General features: G+C 34.9%; 18 protein-coding genes. 14 read left to right on the top strand and 4 right to left on the bottom strand.

All coding sequences use genetic code 11. From position 1 onward, the window contains the following. Window position 1: 1 nt before the first annotated feature. The 8 genes from BK054_RS04025 to BK054_RS03990 all read left to right on the top strand — a co-directional run bounded on the left by BK054_RS04025 (window position 2) and on the right by BK054_RS03990 (window position 10,062). Entirely contained in the window at window positions 2-2,455 is a 2,454-nt protein-coding gene (locus BK054_RS04025; protein ID WP_006259793.1) for an ABC transporter permease, read from the top strand. Window positions 2,456-2,474: 19 nt separating this feature from the next. Then, window positions 2,475-3,305, top strand: a complete 831-nt coding sequence (locus tag BK054_RS04020; RefSeq protein WP_071307625.1) for a GIN domain-containing protein — start codon at window positions 2,475-2,477, stop codon at window positions 3,303-3,305. A 15-nt stretch (window positions 3,306-3,320) separates the two neighbouring features. Beyond that, window positions 3,321-5,750, top strand: a complete 2,430-nt coding sequence (locus BK054_RS04015) for an ABC transporter permease (RefSeq protein ID WP_016650287.1) — start codon at window positions 3,321-3,323, stop codon at window positions 5,748-5,750. Beyond that, the gene (locus tag BK054_RS04010) at window positions 5,743-7,038 is read left to right on the top strand and encodes a TolC family protein (protein WP_071306940.1); all 1,296 of its coding nucleotides are present in this window, start codon (window positions 5,743-5,745) and stop codon (window positions 7,036-7,038) included. The genes BK054_RS04015 and BK054_RS04010 overlap by 8 nt, the downstream gene beginning before the upstream one ends. 117 nt (window positions 7,039-7,155) lie before the next feature. Then, a complete protein-coding gene (locus BK054_RS04005) occupies window positions 7,156-8,286 on the top strand; it encodes an Mrp/NBP35 family ATP-binding protein (protein WP_006259789.1) in 1,131 nt (376 codons plus the stop codon). A 21-nt stretch (window positions 8,287-8,307) separates the two neighbouring features. After that, on the top strand, window positions 8,308-8,547 hold the full coding sequence (locus BK054_RS04000) for a NifU family protein (protein ID WP_006259788.1): 240 nt from the start codon (window positions 8,308-8,310) through the stop codon (window positions 8,545-8,547). A gap of 118 nt (window positions 8,548-8,665) precedes the next feature. After that, window positions 8,666-9,718: an NAD(P)/FAD-dependent oxidoreductase gene (locus BK054_RS03995; RefSeq protein ID WP_006259787.1), complete on the top strand. Its 1,053-nt coding sequence runs from the start codon at window positions 8,666-8,668 to the stop codon at window positions 9,716-9,718. Between the two features lie 2 nt (window positions 9,719-9,720). Next, window positions 9,721-10,062 (top strand): 2Fe-2S iron-sulfur cluster-binding protein, encoded by a 342-nt coding sequence (locus BK054_RS03990; protein WP_006259786.1) that lies wholly within the window; start codon window positions 9,721-9,723, stop codon window positions 10,060-10,062. Window positions 10,063-10,218: 156 nt separating this feature from the next. On the opposite strand, the gene BK054_RS03985 is transcribed toward BK054_RS03990, so the two are convergent. Together BK054_RS03985 and BK054_RS03980 are read right to left on the bottom strand one after the other, a co-directional pair. After that, window positions 10,219-10,917, bottom strand: a complete 699-nt coding sequence (locus BK054_RS03985; protein ID WP_006259785.1) for a DedA family protein — start codon at window positions 10,915-10,917, stop codon at window positions 10,219-10,221. 21 nt (window positions 10,918-10,938) lie between these two features. Beyond that, a complete protein-coding gene (locus BK054_RS03980) occupies window positions 10,939-12,183 on the bottom strand; it encodes a dicarboxylate/amino acid:cation symporter (RefSeq protein ID WP_036474497.1) in 1,245 nt (414 codons plus the stop codon). A 304-nt stretch (window positions 12,184-12,487) separates the two neighbouring features. Here BK054_RS03980 and BK054_RS03975 point away from each other — a divergent pair, with 304 nt between their 5' ends. From BK054_RS03975 to BK054_RS03955, 5 genes are all read left to right on the top strand, one after another. Next, complete coding sequence (locus BK054_RS03975; RefSeq protein ID WP_071306939.1) at window positions 12,488-14,389, top strand: alpha/beta hydrolase family protein; 1,902 nt, start codon at window positions 12,488-12,490, stop codon at window positions 14,387-14,389. A gap of 239 nt (window positions 14,390-14,628) precedes the next feature. Next, window positions 14,629-15,444, top strand: coding sequence for a hypothetical protein (locus BK054_RS03970; protein ID WP_058699164.1), 816 nt, complete (start codon window positions 14,629-14,631; stop codon window positions 15,442-15,444). Between the two features lie 503 nt (window positions 15,445-15,947). Next, a complete protein-coding gene (locus BK054_RS03965) occupies window positions 15,948-17,147 on the top strand; it encodes an aminopeptidase C (protein ID WP_071306938.1) in 1,200 nt (399 codons plus the stop codon). 20 nt (window positions 17,148-17,167) lie between these two features. Further along, on the top strand, window positions 17,168-17,998 hold the full coding sequence (locus BK054_RS03960) for a mechanosensitive ion channel family protein (protein ID WP_006259780.1): 831 nt from the start codon (window positions 17,168-17,170) through the stop codon (window positions 17,996-17,998). A gap of 116 nt (window positions 17,999-18,114) precedes the next feature. Further along, complete coding sequence (locus BK054_RS03955; RefSeq protein WP_006264575.1) at window positions 18,115-18,702, top strand: type 1 glutamine amidotransferase family protein; 588 nt, start codon at window positions 18,115-18,117, stop codon at window positions 18,700-18,702. A 218-nt stretch (window positions 18,703-18,920) separates the two neighbouring features. Here the strand turns inward: BK054_RS03955 and dusB are convergent, their stop codons facing one another. After that, window positions 18,921-19,913, bottom strand: coding sequence for a tRNA dihydrouridine synthase DusB (dusB, locus tag BK054_RS03950; protein ID WP_071306937.1), 993 nt, complete (start codon window positions 19,911-19,913; stop codon window positions 18,921-18,923). A gap of 155 nt (window positions 19,914-20,068) precedes the next feature. Between dusB and BK054_RS03945 the strand changes: the two genes are divergently transcribed. After that, on the top strand, window positions 20,069-22,435 hold the full coding sequence (locus tag BK054_RS03945; RefSeq protein ID WP_025124564.1) for a hypothetical protein: 2,367 nt from the start codon (window positions 20,069-20,071) through the stop codon (window positions 22,433-22,435). On the opposite strand, the gene BK054_RS03940 is transcribed toward BK054_RS03945, so the two are convergent. After that, window positions 22,416-23,573 (bottom strand): Pycsar system effector family protein, encoded by a 1,158-nt coding sequence (locus tag BK054_RS03940; RefSeq protein ID WP_006264577.1) that lies wholly within the window; start codon window positions 23,571-23,573, stop codon window positions 22,416-22,418. The two genes, BK054_RS03945 and BK054_RS03940, sit on opposite strands and share 20 nt — an antisense overlap. Window positions 23,574-23,579: the final 6 nt, after the last annotated feature.

Below are 23,579 nucleotides of genomic sequence, written 5' to 3'. Positions count from 1 at the left end.
TATGATAAAGAACTGGTTAAAAATATATTGGTCTAATGTGCTGAAGAATAAAGTCTATTTTATTCTAACATTAGTAAGTTTAGGAGTGGGTTTTGCCTCTGTTATCTTGTCATTCGTGCATTACAGAGAAGAGTCATCTTATGATCAGGCGAATCCGAATAAGGATAATATTTTCACAGTAGAGTCTATTCTGAATGCAGATACGAGCTGGATGAAGTTACCATATCCTTTTGGTTCTAAGTTAAAAGAAGAGTCTTCACATATCATTGATTATACTTATTTGGATAATTATTATGGCGGTGGGACAATGACTGTAGATGGGGTGAAAAAAGGTGTAGAAAAGGTAGGATATGTAAAGTCTAACATCTTTGACTTTTTTCCTTATGAGATTGTAAAAGGAGATAAGAATAAGCCATTTAATGGGCCGAATACTGCTGTTATTACTGATGAGTATGCTAAGCAATTATTCAATGAAGAAGATCCGATAGGTAAATCTTTTGAATACAATAAGGATACATATGTAGTAAGTGCTGTGTATAAACTAGGGAAGAACAGGAATTCAATAATGGCAAATATACTGGTTAATGCAGTTGATCAATATGAGAAAGAGGGAATAGAGCAATGGGGTAATTATAACTCAACTATTTGGTTAAAGTTAGACGATGCTAAGTATACTACCGAAGTGGAAGGGCTAATAAAGGATATCTTGATTAAGCAAGTGTATGTATCGCTAGCGAAGGATGAAGGATTGAGTCTTGAGGAGTATATGAAAAAAGAAGAAGGTGTGACACTGGAGGAGTTTAAGAATCTAAAAAATAAAGGATATAAACTACATGTCTTAGCAACACAAAGAATGCAGAATAACTCTGACTTAAATGGTACTCCTGAGGGAGCAACTAATGTTGGGAGATTGAATATCATGATAGGCCTTTCTTTATTGATATTAGTATTATCTGTATTTAATTATATCAACTTAAGCACTGCCCAAGCGATAGGTCGTACACGAGAAGTTGGAATTAGAAAGACATTAGGTGCGACTAAGAAGAATTTGATATTACAAGGGTTATTTGAGGCTCTAGTTACCTCTATACTAGCTTGTATTATTGCTTTTGTATTGATTGAGTTTACGATGCCATGGTTAAAAGTATTCTTAGATTCACAGATGGAAATAGAAGTATTTTATATACTACCATGGTTGCTATTGTTCATTGTGATTATTGTTTTATTAGTAGGTATTATTCCTGCTTTATTTACTGCTAGTTTTAAAACGTTAGAAGTTCTGAAAGGAGAAGTAAATAAGAGTAAGAAAGGTAAGACATTAAAGAACGTCATGTTAATAGTACAGTTTACGGTGGCTTGTTTCTTTATGGTTGGAAGTTATATTGTATATGGGCAAGTAACTTATATGTTAAATAAGGATCTTGGGTTTAAAGGAGATCAGGTGGTGGTCATTCCTTTCATTAGTAAAGGTCCTTATGAGGAGAAGATTAATATATATCAATCTCTGAAAGAGGAGATCACAAGGCTCAATGGAGTAGAGAATATGTCTATCGCTTCGATCAGTATAGGGAGTAGTTATGGTAGTTCTTCAGGTTTTATACATAATGGAAATAGAATACAGGGTATTAATGTAGGAATGGACTATAATTATCTAAATACTTTAGATATAAAGCTGAAAGAGGGAAGAGGTTTATCACCTGAATTTGCGACTGACTCTATCTCTAATATATTGATTAATGAACGTACTGCCTATGAAATGAAAGAAGAGCATCCTATAGGAAAAACAATAGAGTGGAACGGTAATAAGCTGACAATAGTAGGTGTGGTAAAGGACTTTAATCTATATGGTCTTAAATCTAACTATGCTCCTCTAGTCTTCTTTAGTTTAAAAACAATTCCTTGGGTGGGATTAAATAGTAGACAGATTACAGTCAAGGTTAAAGGTGATAATGTTGAGAAGACAATGAATGAAATAGCGAAGATATGGGCGAACAGGGATATCTCTGACGAGCCTTTTAGTTATGAGTTTTTAGATAAGCAATATGCAAAGACATTTAATAATGTAAAGAAAGAGAGAGATATTTTCTTAACACTAAATGGAATAGTTGTGTTTATTGCTTTGTTTGGATTGTATAGTTTGGCTTCTTTTAATATTAATAACCGCCTAAAAGAAGTAGCTATTCGCAAGGTGCTGGGGGCTAGTTCCTCTAGCTTATTAAAACAATTGTCTGTACAGTATGTAGTGATGTGTCTAGTAGGTTTTGGTATTGCTATATTCCCTAGTTATTATTTCTTAAACAAATGGTTGAGTGATTATGCTTTTAGAATCGATATTAGTGTAGAACCATTTATCATTTGCTTGATTGTGATACTAATATTAACAGGCGTAGTTGTGTTCTTAAAGGCATGGTCAGCAACAAAGATCAATGTACTGAAATATATAAAATATGAATAACCATAAAACAAATTTAAATATGAAAAAAATAGTAATGTTCTTCTTATTAGTAGGAGGAAGTGTGTTCGCACAATCAAAAGAAACGCGTCAAGTTAGTGATTTTAAATCTGTAAAAGCTTCTCAAGGAATAGAAGTGAACTTTACTTATGGAGGAGCTAAGAGTGTAGTAGTGGAAGTAGAGAAATCTGAGAATATGAAAGATGTCAAGACAGAAACGACAATTACTGGAGGGTTAGATATCTTCATTGATCAAAAAACTAATAAAAAATGGAAGAACGGTATCAATATTAGAGATTTTGGAAAAGTAGTAGTTACTATAAATAACCCTAGTTTAGAAGAGGTAAGGTTGTCTTCTTCTGCTAAGTTTAACTTATTGAACAAAGCTGTTGCTAAATCATTTGATGTAAAAACGAGTAGTTCAGCAAGGTTTAGAGGAGAGTTAGTACAAGCAGATAACCTATCTATAGAGGCAAGTTCTTCTTCTAAAATAGAAGGTAGTTTTGAGGTGACAAAGAAATCATCTGCAAGTGTTAGTTCTTCAGCAAGTGTAGATATTTCATTAAAGACTAAAACTGGGGACTTCGGAGCTAGTAGCTCTGCTAGGTTGAGTTTATCTGGGAATGCTGATTCTGTGAGCGCTTCTGCTTCTAGTAGTGGTTCTATTAAAGGATCTAGCTTTACAACTAAAACACTAGAAGGTAAAGCTAGCTCATCAGGTTCTATGGTGTTTAATGTAACTGAGGAGGTATCTGGTAGAGCGAGTTCTTCAGGACGTGTTCAATATTCAGGAGGAGCTAAGATAGTTAGTTCAAACACTTCGTCTTCAGGACAAGTAAAAAATATAGATTAATTAATAGGGATTCTAATGATTAACAACTGGTTTAAATTATATCTAAGATATTTTTGGAAGAATAAATTCTTTTCTATTCTGAATGTTTTGGGATTATCTATGGGGATAAGTGCCTTAATATTGGTATTAATGTATTGGCAAAATGAACATAGTTATAATCAATGGAATCCTTACAAAGATAGAGTATATGAGGTTTATAGTGCGGGGTTTGAAGGAGGGGAAATAAGCCCTTGGTTACCTGCTCCTATGGCGACGCAAATTGACGAGTTATCAGATGTTGTTGAATCATATACTTTTTTGTGGAACTTTACTAGTAGAAAGAGTATTGAAGTTGGAGATAAGCAAGATTTTATATTTAATATAGCTGATCATCAAGCTTCTTATCTCGATATGTTTCCCTTTCCTGCAGTATATGGGTCTATTAAGAGTTATAAGGAGAATAAAGACAATGCTATTGCATTAGAGCATCAACAAGCAGCTCGCTTGTTTGGGGAAGGTGTAGATCCTTCTGGTAAAGAAATAGTCTTGGATGGAGGTATGCGTGTTGTTGTTCGTTTAGTTTATAAAATACCTTCTTCCACATCTAATGCACCAGATGCACTTGTGTCCTATGGAGCTGAGAAGATGATTAAAGATAATATCAATGTTTTCGGAGATTATAATTATAATATACTGATAAAATTAAAAGAGGGAGTTCAACTCAACATAGTAAAAGACAGAATTATCAATACGCTTTATCAACCTTTCTTAACAAGTTATGCTAAAAGTGAGGGAATTACTGAAGACGAGTATCGCGCGAAGTATATGAAGGAAGATCAGTACGTGTTTTTTGATTTAGAATCAGCTCATCTTAATCCGAAATCTCAGATATATGGAAGTGGGGGTAATGCAAAGAAAATCTTGACGAGTATGTTGGTTGTTTCTTTGTTGTTATTGCTATTGTCTATTTTTAATGCTGTTAACTTAAACATGGTACAGAGCTTTAAGCGCGCAAGAGAAGTCGGTATTCGAAAGGCATTAGGAGGTTCGAAATCAAATATAATCAGTCAATTTGTGTTTGAATCCCTTTTGACAGTTCTCATGTCATTTATAATCGCTTTATTTTTAGTTGAATTACTGTTGCCTTATTTTAATTTATTAGTAGATAGAACACTTGTTTTCTATATAAGTGATTTTATAGTTGAATTGTTTGTTGTGGTAGTTGTTATACTTTTATTATCAGCTATATTACCTGCTCTTTTTGCGGCATCTTTTAATCCATTGAAAGTGCTAAAAGGGAACTTTGTGAGAAGTAAATCAGGAGTCGTTATTCGTAATATCTTCTTAGTCTTACAATTTGTCATTGCCTTCTTCTTTTTGACTATAGCTTTGTTTATGAATAAACAAATAACGTATCTCATTAATCAAAACCTTGGGTTTAAAGGAGAGCAAATTGTAAATATAGAATACGAACTATCAGGATTCCAAAATCGAGATGAGGTATTCAGGGACTTTAAAGATGACTTCTTAAAGATTAAGGGGGTAGAAGGAGTGTCTGCTCATTCTTTTAATATTGGACAACAAGTAGGAAGTGCTTCAACTAATTTTATAGGAGATGTTTCGCTACAGAGTGGTAATATAGTCATAGATCATAGCTTTTTAGACGTAATGGGAGTTCAATTAAAGGAAGGGAGGTTTTTTGATCCAGAGTTACAAACGGATAATAGTGAAAAGGTTTTAGTTAATGAAGCTTTTGAGAAGGCATTTAATTTGAAAGAAGGAGTGATTGGTAAGGAGATTCGTTGGAACAATAGAGTATTTCAGATCATTGGTGTTGTCAAGAATTTTAATGTACACGGTTTTAATAAGGAAGTATCCCCTCAGACTTACTTCTTAGGTGACTCAGTAGGATGGTTTCATCATCTATTAGAGACTATATCTGTCAAGCTTAAGACAGATGATGTACAAGGTACGTTAATTAATATTGAGAAGTTTTGGAAAGATCGTGTAGAACCAGTATATCCTATGGAATATGGCTTTGCGGACGAACAGTTTGCCAATACGTATCGTCAAGCAACGTATCAAAAAACATTGTTCTTTGCACTAATGAGTATATCTGTATTTACAGCACTTGTAGGGCTATTGTCTATTGTGTCGTTTAGTATCGAGAATAGATTAAAAGAAGTTGCCATCCGAAAAGTTATGGGGGCAGATTCGAGAAGTTTAATTGTTGCATTATCGAGAAGCTTTGTACTTTATTGTGTACTTGGATTCTGCATATCAATTTACCCAGTTTATTTTGCTGTTCATCTGTGGTTAGAAGATTTTGCATACCGTGAAGTGATAACGGTAATGCCTTTTATAGTAGCGTTTAGTAGTTTGTTTATTTTATCGATACTACTAGTTATATGGAAGGCTTATAAAGCGACACGTATTGATGTTTTAAAATATATAAAGTATGAGTAAGAGTTGGTGTTTAGTATTGACTATTTTGTTTAGTATTGCAGGAGTAGCTCAAGAGCAGTGGACTTTGGAGGACTGTGTAGAAAAAGGAAAAGAGAATAGTTTAAGATTGATGGTGTCTGCTTTAGAGACTAAAGTTGCTGAAAGTAGAAAGCAAAGTGTGGCTTCTTATTATTTGCCCGATATAGGAGTGAACGGGGCACAGTCTTATAATTTTGGATCTGCTATTGATCCTGTTACGAATAGTCGTGTGAGTTCTAATATTCAGTCTACAAGAGCTTCATTAGATGCTGGAGTTACATTATTTGACTTTAGTAATTTTATACAATACAAGAAAGATAACCTAGCTATTGATTATGCTAAATTAGAGAATGAAGAAGTCTTATTTCAATATCAGACTGCTATTCTTGAGTTATTTTATGAGATTATAGGTTCACAGTCTTTTTTAGAAATACAACAACAACAATTAATTAACAGTAAGGCTAACTTAGAGCGTGTACAGAAAGAAGTAGAAGCTGGTGCCAAACCTAAAAGTGATTTCTATGATATAGAATACATCTATCACAGTGAGACTATTAGTATAGAGCAGACAGAGAATACTTTATTGAATCAGAAACTAAAGCTACTTCATTTATTAAATATAGAAGATTTAGGAGTGAATGAGTTTAGTGTGGTACAAAAGGAGGAATCTATAGCACAAATAGAAGGATATGAGTTTAATCCAACACTAGAAAAAACTAGACTGAAACAACAAGTTTTAGAACAAGAGAAGAAACTGATTAGGTCTAAGAGTTTACCTCGATTAGTAGGGAATTATCAATATGGTTCTTTCTATTCAAAACCCTTTAATAGTGATATAGAATTGCGTACTAATTCTTTCTCAAAACAGATGGGAGATAACAAGAGTCAGTACGTTAGTTTTGGATTGAGTATACCGGTATTTCAAGGTGGAAATATACGTAGACAAGTAAGAGTGAAAAATGAAGAAATACGTTTGAATACCTTGCAAATAAAGGTGAATGAAGTTAATCTAAACAATCAAATTACAGAGCTAAAAGCAGAAATTGCACAGTTAGAAAATATCGCAAAACAGCTTCAAAAAAGTATTGAGCTATCAGAGAAATCATTCAGTACAACACAAGCAAAGTATGAGAATGGAAAGGTTGATATTTTCTCATTTAATGCTTCAAAAAATCAATTATTGAACTCTCAATTTGCTTTGATTAAGAACGCTTATAATCGTTCTTTTATGGAAAACAAGCTTAAACTTTTCAATACAAATACACTATAAATATTAGTTATAACATTATTTGTATTTAGAATATATTAACATTAAAAGTTCAAATATTCCCACTATATTTGCGTTAGTCAGAATTTATATTAAATTGTTGAAAACGAATCGCATATAATGAAATTAGATAGAAAAGAAATCCTTAAGGCTTTAGAGAGCATTTCTCTAGCTGGAGAAGGAAAAAATATGGTGGAGAGTGGAGCTGTAAGTAATGTAATGACTTTCGGAGACGAAGTAGTAGTGGACTTAGTACTTAGTACACCAGCTTTACACATTAAGAAAAGAGCAGAAGTTGACGTGATGAAAGTAATTCACGATCAAGTATATGACAAGGCGAAAGTAAAAGTAAATATAAAAGTAGAGGCTCCTGAAAAGCCTGAGATTAAGGGAAAAGCTATTCCTGGTATAAAAAACATTGTTGCTATTTCTTCTGGTAAGGGGGGAGTAGGTAAATCTACAGTTACTGCTAATTTAGCTGCTAGTTTGGCTAATATGGGCTTTAAAGTAGGAGTGTTAGATGCAGATATCTATGGACCATCTATGCCAATTATGTTTGACGTAGAAGGAGCTAAACCTATTTCAGTAGAAGTAGAAGGGCGCTCTAAGATGAAGCCTGTATCTTCGTATGGAGTAGAGATCCTTTCTATCGGATTCTTTACAAAAGGAGACCAAGCTATCATCTGGAGAGGACCTATGGCTGCAAAAGCATTAAATCAAATGATTTTTGATGCAGACTGGGGAGAACTAGACTTCTTATTATTAGACTTACCTCCAGGTACAGGAGATATTCACTTATCTATTATGCAGTCTCTTCCTATTACAGGGGCTGTAGTGGTATCTACACCACAGGCAGTAGCGCTAGCTGATGCTAAAAAAGGAGTATCAATGTTTATGTCAGAGAGTATCAATGTTCCTGTATTAGGTATCGTTGAGAATATGGCATACTTCACTCCAGAAGAATTACCAAATAACAAATACTATATCTTCGGTGAGAATGGTGCTAAGAACTTAGCAGCAGACTTAGATGTTCCTTTCTTAGGAGAAGTACCTATCGTACAGAGTATCCGTGAGGCTGGTGATTATGGTCGTCCAGCAGCGTTACAAAACGATACTATCATCGCAAAGGTATTCGAAGATTTAAGCAGAAATGTAGTAGAACAAGTAGTGTTGAGAAATGAGTCATTACCTGCTACTGAAGCTATCAAAATTACAACTATGGCAGGATGTTCATCAGTTGCTAAAAAATAAGACTTAATACAAGAAAAATATATGGCATCACAAACTATAAAACAGAATGTAGAAAAGGCGTTAGATGAGATCCGTCCATTTTTACAAGCAGATGGTGGAGATATCACTCTTATTGATATTCAAGATGACAAAGTTGTACAAGTTCGCCTAGAAGGCGCTTGCACGGCTTGTAGTGTTAATCAAATGACCTTAAGTGCTGGAGTAGAGACTACGATTAAAAAGTATGCTCCAGAGATCGAATCTGTAGTTAATGTGGGATAAAAATAACATAGTCAATCTTGAGTAATTTAAGGCTTTATTAGCATTAGTTACTTAAGATTGACTTTTATCATTTTTAATAAATTTCGCAAAGGATACCTTTGCACTAAAGAACTACATCATGATTGAGACCGATATAATAATTATTGGAGCGGGCCCTACTGGTCTGTTCGCTGTATTCGAAGCAGGATTATTAAAACTAAAATGCCATCTTATCGATGGACTTCCACAACCAGGAGGACAGTTAACAGAATTGTATCCTAAGAAACCAATCTTTGATATTCCAGGATATCCTAGCGTTGGAGCTGGTGAGCTAGTAGATAATTTAATGGAACAAATAAAGCAGTTTCAACCTGGCTTTACATTAAATGAAGTAGCGGAGAATATTGAGAAGTTAGAAGATGGTACGTTTATCGTGACAACTAACAAGGGGACAAAACATCATGGTAAAGCAGTTGCTATCGCTGGTGGTTTAGGATCTTTCGAACCTCGTAAACCAGAGATAGAGAATCTTGCATTCTATGAAGATAAAGGAGTAGAATACTTCGTTAAAAAACCAGAAATGTTCGCTGGTAAGAAAATAGTTATTGCTGGTGGGGGTGACTCTGCTCTAGATTGGAGTATTTTCTTAGCAGATGTAGCTGCTGAAGTAAGTCTGGTACATAGACGTAATGAATTCCGTGGAGCATTAGACTCTGTAGAGAAAGTACAGGTTCTTAAAGACCAAGGAAAGATTAATATGTTAACTCCAGGCGAAGTTGTTGAGTTAAAAGGAGCAGATAAATTAGAAGCGGTTGTCGTAGATATCGATGGAGAGAAACGCGAAATAGCTTGTGATTATTTTATTCCATTATTTGGTTTAACACCTAAGTTAGGACCTATTGCAGATTGGGGATTAGAGATTGAAAAGAATGCTATTAAGGTTAATAATGCATTAGATTATCAAACAAACATACCTGGTATTTACGCGATTGGTGATATCAATACTTACCCAGGTAAGTTAAAATTAATTCTATGTGGATTCCACGAAGCTACTTTGATGTGTCAGAGTGTGTTCAATATGTTGAATCCAGGTAAGAAATTTGTATTAAAATATACTACTGTATCAGGTATCAACGGATTCGATGGTACACGTAAAGAAGCAGAAAAAGCAGTAGTGAAATCTATAGACTAGTTATGGCTGAGGATATTAAAGTAACCATTATCGATCGCGAAGGTGAGACTCACGTTATAGATGCCCCAACAGATATGGGGATGAATATGATGGAAGTTGTTCGTGCTTATGAACTAGCAGAAGACGGTACATTCGGTATATGCGGAGGTATGTTGATGTGTGCTTCTTGTCAATGCTATATGATTAATGGAGATGAAGTAGAATTACCAGAGAAGGGTGACGAAGAAGACGCACTGTTAGATTCAGATGCTCGTAATGTTAAACCTACTAGTAGACTAAGTTGTCAGATACCTGTAGATGAGAAAGTAGAAGGGTTAGTCTTCGAAATCGCACCAATAGGATAGAATAGAGATTTAATATATCTTAATAAATAAGGCTTGTATCGTACGATACAAGCCTTATTTTATGGTCTCATGTTAAGAGACCTTTTCTTATTAAAAGTAGCTGTAAAGGATTAAAAAAAGGAAGTAAAGTACAACAGACTTTACTTCCTTTATATATTATATCTCTTCGCTTTCTTCTTTATCCTTCTTCTTGCTTTTAATCACTTTCATTACGATAGGTAATGTAGTCACTAATACTAAGAATAAGATAATGTATTCGATGTAGTGTTTTAAGTCTATATCATAGCTGTCTAATAACCATACTTGTAGGTAGTGACCTGCAAAGATTAATGTAGTAGCCCATAAGAAAGAACTGATCACATTGTATAGCATGAACCTCTTGATGTCCATGTGTACAATACCTGCTATAATAGGAGCGAATGTTCTTACTACTGGTAAGAAACGAGCGAATATAATTGCTCTTCCTCCATGTCTTTCGAAGAATACCTTAGATTCGTATAAGTATTTCTTCTTGTAGATAAAGTTGTCTTTGACATTGTAGAGATAGTTTCCACTCTTTTTACCGAACCAATACCCAAAACTGTTACCGAGGATACCTGCCAAGGCGACTAGAGTAGATAATAAGGCTACATTTAAGAAGTCACTTTCTATCGGTACTACTTCAGCCATTAGAGCTGTACTGTATATCCCTGATAAGAAAAGTAAACTATCTCCTGGTAAAAAGAAACCTGCGAATAAGCCTGTCTCTGCAAATACAATAAATAATACGACATATATACCTATTGAATGTCCTGCTATCTGTAAGTTTATATAGAATTCAGGGTTTATAAGTTGTGCTATTGAAAATTCGTCCATAGTGCTTTTATGTTCTGTAATCTAACTTAATTGTTTAGTTTGTTCATTGTTTGTTTCAAATTTATCTATCGCAGCAGTTGATAAAGCATTTCCTAATACATTAGTCATACTTCTTCCCATATCACAGAAGTGATCGATCGGTAAAATAAACGCAATTCCTTCTGGTGGGATATTAAACATAGCACATGTAGCTACGATAACGATTAGTGAAGCACGAGGTACTCCTGCTACACCTTTACTTGTTACCATTAGGACTAACAGCATCAAGATTTGATCTGCTAGGCTCATATGTACATCATATATCTGAGCAATGAAGATAGAAGCGAATGTTAAATACATCATACTTCCATCTAGATTAAATGAGTACCCCAAAGGTAAGGTAAATGATACGATTTTTGGAGAACATCCGTAAGCTTTTAATTGCTCTACTAATTTTGGGAATACTGCCTCGCTACTAGTTGTAGAGAAGGCGATTAGTAGAGGCTCTTTGATTGCTTTTAACAGTCTCCATACATCTTTACCGATGATCAAGTAACCAACTAAGATTAAGACTGCCCATAAAACAGCCAATCCTGATGCGAAGGCTAATAGATACTTACCATACGTTAAGAAAATAGAAAGACCGTATAGTGCTACTGCACTTGCGATAGCTCCTAATACCCCTAGAGGTGCAGTCCACATGATATAAGTTACCATCTTTAAGACTACCTCTGATATTTTGTCAAATAATTTGATTACTGATTTTCCTTTTTTACCTAATGTAGATAGCGCGATTCCAAAGAATACTGAGAACACTACTATCTGAAGAATTTCATTATGGGCAAAGGCTTCGAATATACTTTTTGGAATTAAGTGTTCTACGAATGATTGTAAGCTTAATGAATCAGTTTTAGTTAGTAAGTCACTAGCTCCTGAGACATTGTTTAAATCAAAGTTAGCTCCGACACCTGGCTTGAACCAGTTCACTAATACTAAACCTATCGTTAGAGAGACTAGTGAAGCAGTGATGAACCATCCCATTGCTTTAGCACCTACTCTTCCTACCATACTCATATCTCCCATTTTGGCGATACCTACTACTAGGGTACAAAATACTAGTGGAGCAATAATCATCTGTACTAAACGGATGAAGATAGTACCTAATAATTTAATGTTTTCTGCAAATCCTAATTTGTATTCTGGGAATGAATAGTGATAAATACTTCCAACGATTACACCAAGTACTAGCGCAATGATGATCGCTATAAAAAGTTTATTGTTTTTCATGTAAATCAAATTTGAGCGTGAAAATACCTCTTTTTTTTTCAAATCAAGACGATTTTAAAAAAAAATAACGTACTATAATGGTGTGAAATTCAATTATTATCGTTTAGGTTGTTTTTTTACTTTTTTATTATCAATAATACTATTAATTAAATCTACGCTCAGTATTATAGAAGTGCATTATTTATTAGAGTACACTATTTGTTGTCGTTTGTATAAGAAAGAATGTCTAGACTAAGAGAATTAGTTAACTTTCGAGCAAAATCAAAAGAAAAGCCTATTTTTACGCTTTAATAAAACCCTAACAATGAAAAAAATATTCTTATTTGCTTTAAGCTTAGCGAGTTTATCTGCTTTTTCTCAAGAAGTAATGACTAAAGAGCTTCTGTGGAAATTAGGTAGAGTAAGTCCAGTAGGAGTTACTAAAGATGGTAAAAACTTAATCTACAAAGTAAGCCACGCTAATATGACAGAAGATAAGTTTGATTCTAAGACTTATCAAATTCCTGTAACTGGAGGTACTCCTGTTGAAATTAAGGAATACAAACACTTACTTAATGATAAAAACATTTCTCCTGATGGAAAATTAGTTTTATTCGATGAGGCTGTTAAGATTAATAAAGTATTAGGTAAAGATCTTTATCCGACTATGGAGAAGTCTGATGCGTATGTATATGACGGATTAGACTATAGACATTGGGATACGTGGAATGATGGTACACATAACCACGTGTTATATGCACCTACAGATAATAAAGAGGCTAAGATTGATATTTTAGGTAACGAACCTTATGATGCACCACAGAAGCCATTCGGTGGTGACGAAGATTATGTATGGACTCCTGACGGTAAAGGTATCGTATATGTGTCTAAGAAGAAGTTTGGTACAGACTACGCTACAAGTACGAATACTGACTTATACTTATACGACTTAGCGACTAAACAGACTAAGAACTTAACAGAAGAAAATAAAGGATACGATACACATCCTACATACTCTCCAGAAGGACACCTAACTTGGTTACAGATGAAGCGTGATGGATATGAGGCTGATAAGAATGATATCATTGTTGACTACAATGGAATCAAAATGAATCTTACTGCAGGATGGGATGGTACAGTAGATAGCTACAGATGGAGTAAAGATGGTAAGAAGATTTACTTTATCGCAGCTGTAGGTGGTACTGTACAGTTGTTCGAAGTGAACTTCCCTGGTAGAACACGTATCGCTATCAACGTAAGACAAATCACTGATGGTAACTTTGACGTGACGAGCATCGTAGATGTGACAGGAGATGTAGCACTAGTGACTCGTACAGACTTTAACCATGCTTCTGAGGTATATGCTTATAATATGGCTAAGAAGACTTGGAATCAAGTGACTAAAGTGAATAATGATGCTTATTCTAAGATTGCATTGAGCAAGAGTGAGAAGAGAATCGTGAAGACTGTAGATGGTAAAGATATGGTTACTTGGGTAGTATATCCACCTAACTTTGATCCAAACAAAAAATATCCAACATTGTTATATGCACAAGGAGGACCACAGTCAGCATTGTCTCAGTTCTATTCTTTCCGTTGGAACTTCCAATTAATGGCAGCAGAGGGATACATTATAGTAGCTCCTAACCGTAGAGGAATGCCAGGACATGGAGTAGAGTGGAATGAAGCAATCTCTAAAGACTGGGCTGGAAAACCAATGCAAGACTACTTAGCAGCTATTGATGACGTAGCGAAAGAGAAGTATGTAGATAGAGATAGATTAGGAGCTGTAGGAGCTAGTTATGGAGGATATTCAGTATTCTACTTAGCAGGTATCCATGAGAACCGTTTCAAATCGTTTATTTCACACTGTGGAGTATTTGATTTAGTAAGTATGTACGGTACTACAGAAGAGGTATTCTTCCCTAACTTTGATACAGGTGGAGCATACTGGGAAAAAGATAATAAGGATGCTCAGAATGCATACACTAACTTTAACCCTATTAATAATGTAGATAAGTGGAATACGCCTATCCTAATTATCCAAGGTGGTAAAGACTACCGTGTGCCAATTGGACAAGGACAAGAAGCATTCCAAGCTGCTCAATTAAGAGGTGTGAAAAGTAGATTCTTATATTTACCAGATGAAAATCACTGGGTAGTAAGACCACAAAACGCACAAGTATGGCAAGGTGAATTCTTTCGTTGGTTGAAAGAAACGTTGTAATATATAGCATACTAATAATTAAAAACAGTGTATTTCTGATATCAGAAATACACTGTTTTTTTATGCCACTATTTTTATTTTGTCGTTTTGGTATAATTATTTGATTTATGTTAAAAACCACTTTTAAATATGTGATTAGTATAATTGTTGGTTTATTTTGATGATAAAAACAGAATAATTGTTTTGTGTTTTTAATAAATGTATTTATTAACTTAAATTTGCATAAAAATAAATTAGCTATGAAAAAGATTATTTTTAGTGCTTTAGCAGCACTTGCATTTGTTGGAGTATCATCATGTAGTTCAGATGATAATAGTACACCTACGACAACAGAACCTAATAAAGTCATTAAGAACATTGAGAAGATAGATGTAGTTGTTTATGAAGATGGAGATAAGGAAGAAGACAAAACGTTTAACCTGAGTTATGCAGCAGATGGTAAACTTACTTCTATTGAATATATTAAACGTAAGAAGGATGGTAGTATCTTTGAAAATAGTAAAGGAGATATAGCATACGGAAGTAATAAGAAAGTAGAGAAAATCACTACTCCTAAAGAGGTGATATTGATAAAAGATTTATTGGTATACCAAAACTCGGCTTATAAATATGGTAAAGTACTTAAGTATGACAACAAAAAGAATCCATCTGAAATCCTTGCTTATAATAAGGAGATGGAAGAGTATGTAATTAAAATTACGTATGACGACAAACCTTTCTTTGGATTCCACACATTAAGAGCTGCAGGAGTTATTGATTTATTAGATGGTGTTGAATTAAATCTTGCTAGTCCAAGCGTACCAGCAGAGTTAAAAATGGCTAAAGAATTGTTGCCTAATAATAATCCTATTGCTTATACTTATACGAATAAAGATGGAATTGTACTGGATGACTTAAAAATAACTTACTCTTATGACGAGAATAATTATCCTACTAAAACAGTTTTAAAAGGAACTAGACAAATGGATTTTGGTGATTATGTTGATGGTAAATATGTTCCGGATTGGTTGTCTAATGACATAGAAGTTGTAACTACTTATAGTTATTCAAAATAAAATATATGTACTCTTTCTATTAATTGAAAAGAGACTTTATACTATTCAGTTAGTATGTTAAGACAGTGTATTCTAGAATATAGATACACTGTTTTTTTATTATACGACTTTTCGTTTATAAACGTGACATTTACCTTTCTTATATAGGTTAATAAAAGAATGATTATAGGGTGTTTTTTACCACTTTTTGAGGGGTGGTCGGCTTGTGGTCGGCTAGTGATGGGCATTTGGTCGGCTTAAAAGTACCAAAAATAGCCTATCACTACCCGAACATATGGTGAGCATACTGTAATCATAGTAACTATAGCTAAATCTAGAGGAGTGTAATAGTAGGATGTAACGAAAATGAGTTAATGGGGAGTGAGATGGAGTGAAAGAGTGTTAATGAAGTAGTTATTCAGACGATTTTGTATGAATATGCTAAAGAAATGTAGTTTTGTGGTAGAAGGTAAGGCTGTTTAAATCACTTTTTTTATCTTTACGATTCTAACAAACCTAACGATATGTATAAAAATCAATTAAAAGCATGGGTTTTAGCCCTTATGTTGTCGGCTGGATATTCTGTTACTACAGTAGCGCAAGATAACTTAGTAAACTCATTAAAATTAAATGCAAGTGCAAAGAGTAAAGAGCTTTACACGTTTACAGATGTAGTGAATATTGAAAACACTTCTGTGAAAAATCAAGGTTCTTCAGGGACATGCTGGTCTTACTCTGCGAACTCATTTATCGAGTCAGAAATGATGAGAATGGGAAAACGCCCTGTAGAGATTTCTCAGATATTCTCTGCTCGTAATGCATATATCGAAAAAGGAAAAATGTATGTAAGAATGCATGGTGCGGTAACGCTAGGTGATGGTGGTGCGTTTCACGATGTGATGAATATGTATAGAATGTATGGAGCAGTACCTCAGTCTGTATATGATGGACTGAACTATGGTACGACGATTAATAAATTTGGAGAGATGGCTGCGGTACAAGAAGGTATCTTAAAGGCGGTAGTGTCTAACCCTAATAAAAAATTAACTCCGAACTGGGAGAAAGCATATACTGCTGCTATAGACGCTTATCTAGGAGAGGCTCCTAAGGAGTTTACATGGGAAGGTAAAAAGTATACTCCACAGAGCTTCGCAAAAGAAGTAGTAGGGATCAACGCTGATGATTATGTAGAGATAGGATCAGACCTAAACTACCCTATGTACGAGAAGTTTGTATTATTAGTGCCTGATAACTGGGCTTTTAATCAAGTGTATAATGTACCAATGCAGGAGCTAACTGAGATCATCGATCACGCTGTAAATAACGGATTTACTGTAGCATGGGCTGGTGATGTGAGTGAGAAATACTTTAGCTGGAAGAATGGTGTAGCTTTCGTTCCTGAGAAGGATTGGGAGGATATGTCTGCTGAAGAGAAAGAAGAAATGTTTAATGGACCAAAATCAGAGAGAAAAGTAACTCCTGAGATGCGTCAAGAGGCATTCGATAACTATACGACTACAGATGATCACGGAATGCACATCGTAGGTATCGCTAAAGATCAAAAAGGTAGAGAGTACTATATCATCAAGAACTCTTGGGGAACTACGAATGACTATAAAGGATATATGTATATGAGTAAAGAGTTCGTGAAGTATAAAACAACGGATATCATGATCCATAAAGATGGTATCCCAAAGGGAATCGCTAAGAAAATGAAATTGTAAATAAAAATAAAAAAAATGTTATGGAAAAATTTGCTGGAGGAATAGAGAATATGATTACTAATACTTTGGGAGCTCTACCTAAAATCGGTGTTGGAATATTAATACTAGTTATTGGTAGTTTTATTGTTAAAGCTATTTTAAAAGGATTAGGTCGTCGTTTTGAAAAGCGTGATATGGAGAAGTCTTTAAGGGGATTCTTATTGAGCATTATTAAAGTGGTTTTATATATCTTATTGATATTAACTGCTGCTTCTACTATGGGTATTCAGACGACATCGTTCTTAACGATATTCGCCTCTGCTGGTTTAGCTATTGGTTTAGCGCTTCAGGGGAGTTTATCTAACTTTGCAGGAGGAGTATTAATCTTATTGTTTAAACCTTTTAAGGTTGGGGATTATGTATCTAATACTAGTGGTACAGAAGGTACTATAGATAAGATAGATTTGTTATATACTACTCTAACAGGACCTACTGGATTAAAGATTTTTAGTCCTAATGGACCTTTAGCCAATTCTGTGATTACTAATTATAGTGATATATCTTCACGTAGATATGACTTCGTAGTAGGTATCTCATATGATACTAATATTAAGACAGCACAGAATGTTATCCAAGAAGCATTAGCGAAGCACAAAGAGGTGAAGCAAGATCCGAAGCCAATCATTTTTGTGAATAGTTTAGCAGATAGCTCTGTAAACTTAAATGTACGTGTATGGATGGATAAAGCTAATTACTGGGATACAGTATTCGCGATTCAGCAGATAGTGAAGAATGCTTTAGATGATGCTAATATCGAGATTCCATTTCCACAGAGAGATATACATGTTATCTCAGATAAAGAAATAAAATAAATAAGAATAGTAGAAAACTCCTTTCAAATCGAAAGGAGTTTTTTTTGCTATGATTTGTAGCGACTGTTTTATTTAAGTTGATACAATATTGCTATATCTTTGAGAAAAAGAAGAAGATGGAAGCAAATCATATTTACATTTACTTATTTGATGGATATTCAGATTGGGAGATTGGATATCTGATGCCTGAATTAATACAAGATAGTCGATACCAGGTATTAACTGTCTCTGATACAGGTGCTGATGTTACTTCGGTAGGAGGGTTAAAGGTTAAGGTAGACTGTAGTCTAGAGGATATAGACATCTCTACACTGAAACTTTTAATACTGCCAGGAGGAGAGATGTGGGAAAAGAGTACAAATAACTTTAATGCTATTGATAGGGTAGTTTATGGGATTTATAAATACCAGTTACCAATAGCTGCTATTTGTGGAGCTACGCTTTATTTAGCTCAGAAAGGTATGCTAGACTACGTGAAGCATACGAGTAATGCCTTGTTCTATATGAAAGGATTTGTACCTACTTATCACGGAGAGAAGAACTATGTAGATCAGCTCGTGGTAAGAGATCAAAATGTAGTAACAGCTAGTGGTATAGGAGCTACAGAGTTTAGTAGAGAAGTGATGAAGGTGCTAGACTTTAACAGTGAATATGTAGATAGATGGTTTCAGTTGTTTAAATATGGTATTTTTCCAGCAGCGTAATACTAACGGAGTCAGAAATGCGTTTATAAACAGAAACCAATAAAAATAGTTCGCTTCAGAGGACATTTTGGTATAGTTAGTGATAACATAATTATGCGCTAGTAATTATGTGAATAATTTCATTTAGTAAGTCTGTGAATCAGAGACTACAGTATAGAAATTGTTTTGAAAAAGAGAAAAAACCACCTATTATTAGGTGGTTTTTTTATGTATAAGATTTACTCTATTACGTAGTCTTTATATTCTTCTGCTATTCTATCGAATAGGGATAATAACTCGATAGGGTCATCAGTAGTCACTAATTTTAAACGATGTGGTTTAAAACCGTGTATTCCTTTAAAGTAATTAGTGTAGTGACGTCTCATCTCTACGATACCTAATCGCTCTCCTTTCCATTCCATAGACCAGATCAAATGATTTTTAGCAGCTTCTAATCTATCTTTGATAGTAGGAGGAGGTAGTATCTCTCCTGTGTTAAAAAAGTGCTTGATCTCATCGAATATCCACGGATAACCAATAGCAGCACGACCGATCATCATACCGTCTAACCCAAAAGTCTCTTTGTACTCTAAGGCTTTCTGTGGGCTGTCTATATCTCCATTCCCGAAGATAGGAATCTGGATACGTGGGTTGTTCTTAATGCGCTCTATATGTGTCCAGTCAGAATGACCTTTATACATCTGCGCTCTAGTACGTGCATGTATAGTCAATGCCCGAACCCCTACATCTTGTAAGCGCTCTGCTACTTCGTCAATATTGATAGATTCCTCATCCCATCCTAGACGTGTCTTCACTGTCACAGGTAAGTGAGTACTCTGTACTACAGCTTTAGTCAGGCGAATCATCAAGTCAATATCTTTTAGTACCCCCGCACCTGCTCCTTTAGATACCACTTTCTTTACAGGACAACCAAAGTTAATATCAACTAAATCTGGCTGTACAGTCTCTACGATTCGAGCAGATTCTGCCATCGCTTCTTCATCACCACCGAATATCTGTATCCCTACAGGGCGTTCATAGTCGAAGATGTCTAATTTCATTTTACTTTTCATCGCATCTCTAATCAATCCTTCAGAAGAGATAAACTCTGAGTACATTAGATCTGCACCGTGCTTCTTACAAAGACGGCGAAAAGGTGGGTCACTAACATCCTCCATTGGAGCTAATAACAATGGATGATCTGGTAGTTCTATATTGCCTATTTTAATCATATTCGTTCTAGAAATTTGAGGCAAAAGTACGATTTTTTTAGATTTCAGGTTTTTAGTTTTGATATTGTTGTGAAATAGGAAAATTAGAGGATGTGATAAGTGTAATGTAAAAGTGAGAATTTCGTATCTTTATCTCCTAAAGCACCTAACATATTATGAGACTCGCCACTTTTGATTATACCCCGTTTGATATCAAATTTTCTTTTCACCGTCTGGTGGAAGCTATGCAAGCTTTTATCGATGATCCTGAGAAGAATGAAATGAAGAAGACGTATTTTAGAGACTTATTAGGTCGTATCAATGAAGTGCCATGTTTGCTTGAGATCATAGAAGATTATAATCTATTAGTAGAACATGAGGCATTGATAGGGGAGTTACTAGAGATATTATTTCCGATAGCCTTGACGGATAATGAGATTAAGGCAGTGGGGATGCCTCTTCAGAAGTTGATGTTTAATCACAGTAGAAGGTTTAGAAAGATTATCGAGGAGAGTGGTGGTAACTATAATATAGAGATCAGAGATTTTAACCAACAGCAGTATTATATAGCGTGCTGTTGTATTATCATGAATCATTATTTTAAGGCGACATTTGACTTAACTCGTCCTCTGTTTGTAGACTTGCCAGACGCTAAGGGGATTATCCATCATTATAGAGTACTGTATAATGCAGACTTCGTAGAGGTAGTGCCTACAGAAGATGCGGTCATGCTGACTAAGGAAGATATCGAGCTACTAGAAGATAATTTTGATAATCTAGAGTTGTGGAAAGAGAAGTTTCCTCAGAAGAGTTGGGTGCTGAAAGGATTCGGTATTATCAGTCTAGTAGATGCCACAATAGAGAATGCGATGTCTTTATTAAAAGAGAATTTCTTAAAAGCAGAGTTACAACGTGAACCAATAGGAGCTATCTTAGGGCAACTATTCAGCTCTATATTCAGAGTGCCTAATCTGCGTATAGGGTACACGCCCTTAGTAGTAGATACATTGATACAGAAGGAGACTAATGAGATGATGGCTATGCCTAGTTTTTTACTAGATGAGGCGAACTCTTCTATTATTCTATCAGAGAAGGCGTATGCGACTGTGGTTGATCAAAAAGGATATTATAGTATCTCTGATGTAGATGTAGTATTAGCTAATGATAAGGAGTGCGTGATGTGTCTACACCTTAAAAGACAGGGGGTGCGCAGTGGACTGTTTAGCCCTGTAATACTGTCTAGTGGTGTAGAAGGTGTCTTCGAGATAGTCTCAGAAGAGCCTAGAGTGCTGAATAGTGTGAATGCACAGAAGCTAAATGCTTTGATGCCGATTATATCAGAGACTTTCCAACGAGTGAAGTCAGATATGCTTAATCAGGTAGAGGCTATTATCCAACGAGAGTTTACGACGATACACCCTAGTGTTTATTGGAAGTTCTTAGAAGAAGCTCGACGCAACTATATCGATAGTGTAGCAGATAAAGATTACTTTATTAATCCTATTGCATTTCAGAACGTATATCCTTTATATGGAGAGATAGATATAAAAGGATCTGGAGCACTGCGCAACGAGGCTATTCTAGGTGACCTTAGAGAGCAGCTAGAGAAGTTAATCGCTGTGTTTCGCAATTGTACTTTTAGCGAGAATGCGTTAATCTTAGAAAGACATATTCTAAAGTTAAAAGCCTATTTGAGACACTTAGAAGAGGACTTCGTGACAGGGTTAGAACAGCGTATTCAGAACTATGTGACCAATGAGGTACACCCTTATTTATTAAAGGATGAACACTTATTTTACAGACCTCGATTAGATGAGTACTTTTCTTATATAGATGAAGAGCTAGGTATCTATTATAGATATAGAAAGATATATGATACACAGGTGGGTAAGATGAATAAGACTTTCACCGACTTATTAGATCAGAGACAAGAGTCTGTACAGAAAGTTTTTCCTCATTATTATGAACGATTTAAAACAGATGGGGTAGAACACAATATTTATATAGGTAGTTCTATCAGTCCAATGAAGTCTTTTGACTTTACGTATCTACACAATCTTCGTTTGTGGCAATTACAGGTAATGTGTGAACAGATGTGTATACACTATCGCAATAATGTGAATGAACCACTAAAGATGGATGTGACTGTACTAATCTTAGTATATGATTCTTCTCTAGGTATTCAGTTCAGAATGGATGAGAAGCGCTTCGATATCGATGGGGCATATAATACCCGATATGAGATTATCAAAAAGAGATTAGATAAAGCGAATATAAAAGACTCGACTGAACGCATCGTACAACCCAAAAAGATTACAATCGCCTTTGCTTCTACTTATGACTTAGAAGAATATCTAGGGTACATTGAGTTTGGACAAAAGGTGGGGCTTCTAGATCACAATCTAGAGCAGTTTCTAATCGAAGATATGCAGAGTGTGTCTGGTCTTATAGGACTGCGCGTAGGTGTGAATCTAGACTTTGATATAGAATCATTAGATTATGATACACTGATGCATAATTACCTTAAAAACCAATACCTCTAAATGCTAATGTAAAGGTGATAACAGATAGAATAATACCTAATGTAAAAATAGCATAAGTGATACGCAAGAACTTATACTTCTTGTTTAAGACAATACCTAAACTATATAGGTCCTTTGTTAGGGCGTGGTGTAGGTATTGTTTGTCTTTCATGATTTCACTTAGAGATTCTTCATATTCTTCAAAAGGCATCTGATGAAATGTTCCGAAAAACAGTAAGTTAACTTGTCTATTTTCAACTTCTTCTTTTGTAAACTTACCTGACGTTAATTTGGGTCTAGTAGATTGTATTGCAAAGATGATAGTCGCCACACTAAATATTAATAATACAAATGTAGGCACAATCAAATGAGCATTGCTCGGACTGTCTAGTTTAGGTATTAATGTTGATAGACAGATAGAGATAATAATCGCATTGACAGATAATAAGATATTGGCCTTTCTATCTGCTATGGCACTAAGTTGAGTATGGTTGCGCAGAGTAGTTCTGAATAGGGTATCAATCGTTCTATTTGATTCTATCTTCTCTTTTTTCTTTTTGTTAGAGTTGATCTTATCTATTTTAGACAGTACGTCTAGCAGATTCTTTTGTTTAGTAGGTTGCCAATTTTGTTGAGCATAGTTGGTGTAATAGCGATGTCTATACAGCATCACATCTCTATTCTGCTCTAACCATTCTAGTCTAGTAAATGTTTTAGAACATAAGTTTTCTATTTCTTTCTTTAGCAGATTACTAGTCTCTACATAATTCTCGTCTGAGAAGTGTGCGAAGTCTGCATCTTTAATAATACACTCTAAGTCATTATCTGGAACATAGTCTAGCTTAGTAGCACGTATTAATTGCATAACGGTTAATACGTCATCATGAGGTACTCCGTTCTCTAATAGGTAAGTTTGTGCCATCTGTGCACCTCGTTCTTCATGTCCTTCCCAAGAATTAATATAACCTATATCGTGAAACCACGCTGCATATCTCAATAAATTAGCATTATGACTATCTACTGTTAAATGATTTAAAATTTCTTCTAAACCATTAACAACACGTACTGTATGGTTAAAATTGTGGTACGTATATTGATGTGATAGTGTATCTTTGTGTATCTGAAAGATGTGTTCTTCAATCTTTTGTAGAATCGTCATAGTCAT

The sequence above is a fragment of the Myroides sp. ZB35 genome, assembly GCF_001865835.1.
In the GTDB taxonomy this organism is placed as follows: Bacteria; Bacteroidota; Bacteroidia; order Flavobacteriales; family Flavobacteriaceae; genus Flavobacterium; species Flavobacterium odoratimimum.
Note: the sequence above shows the minus strand (reverse complement) of the source record. Positions and strands in the feature narration are given on the sequence as shown.

Bases quoted from the DNA above. Each gene is read 5' to 3' on its own strand.
- BK054_RS04025 (WP_006259793.1), top strand. From the start codon at position 2: ATGATAAAGAACTGGTTAAAAATATATTGGTCTAATGTGCTGAAGAAT.
- BK054_RS04020 (WP_071307625.1), top strand. From the start codon at position 2,475: ATGAAAAAAATAGTAATGTTCTTCTTATTAGTAGGAGGAAGTGTGTTC.
- BK054_RS04015 (WP_016650287.1), top strand. From the start codon at position 3,321: ATGATTAACAACTGGTTTAAATTATATCTAAGATATTTTTGGAAGAAT.
- BK054_RS04010 (WP_071306940.1), top strand. From the start codon at position 5,743: ATGAGTAAGAGTTGGTGTTTAGTATTGACTATTTTGTTTAGTATTGCA.
- BK054_RS04005 (WP_006259789.1), top strand. From the start codon at position 7,156: ATGAAATTAGATAGAAAAGAAATCCTTAAGGCTTTAGAGAGCATTTCT.
- BK054_RS04000 (WP_006259788.1), top strand. From the start codon at position 8,308: ATGGCATCACAAACTATAAAACAGAATGTAGAAAAGGCGTTAGATGAG.
- BK054_RS03995 (WP_006259787.1), top strand. From the start codon at position 8,666: ATGATTGAGACCGATATAATAATTATTGGAGCGGGCCCTACTGGTCTG.
- BK054_RS03990 (WP_006259786.1), top strand. From the start codon at position 9,721: ATGGCTGAGGATATTAAAGTAACCATTATCGATCGCGAAGGTGAGACT.
- BK054_RS03985 (WP_006259785.1), bottom strand. From the start codon at position 10,917: ATGGACGAATTTTCAATAGCACAACTTATAAACCCTGAATTCTATATA.
- BK054_RS03980 (WP_036474497.1), bottom strand. From the start codon at position 12,183: ATGAAAAACAATAAACTTTTTATAGCGATCATCATTGCGCTAGTACTT.
- BK054_RS03975 (WP_071306939.1), top strand. From the start codon at position 12,488: ATGAAAAAAATATTCTTATTTGCTTTAAGCTTAGCGAGTTTATCTGCT.
- BK054_RS03970 (WP_058699164.1), top strand. From the start codon at position 14,629: ATGAAAAAGATTATTTTTAGTGCTTTAGCAGCACTTGCATTTGTTGGA.
- BK054_RS03965 (WP_071306938.1), top strand. From the start codon at position 15,948: ATGTATAAAAATCAATTAAAAGCATGGGTTTTAGCCCTTATGTTGTCG.
- BK054_RS03960 (WP_006259780.1), top strand. From the start codon at position 17,168: ATGGAAAAATTTGCTGGAGGAATAGAGAATATGATTACTAATACTTTG.
- BK054_RS03955 (WP_006264575.1), top strand. From the start codon at position 18,115: ATGGAAGCAAATCATATTTACATTTACTTATTTGATGGATATTCAGAT.
- dusB (WP_071306937.1), bottom strand. From the start codon at position 19,913: ATGATTAAAATAGGCAATATAGAACTACCAGATCATCCATTGTTATTA.
- BK054_RS03945 (WP_025124564.1), top strand. From the start codon at position 20,069: ATGAGACTCGCCACTTTTGATTATACCCCGTTTGATATCAAATTTTCT.
- BK054_RS03940 (WP_006264577.1), bottom strand. From the start codon at position 23,573: ATGACGATTCTACAAAAGATTGAAGAACACATCTTTCAGATACACAAA.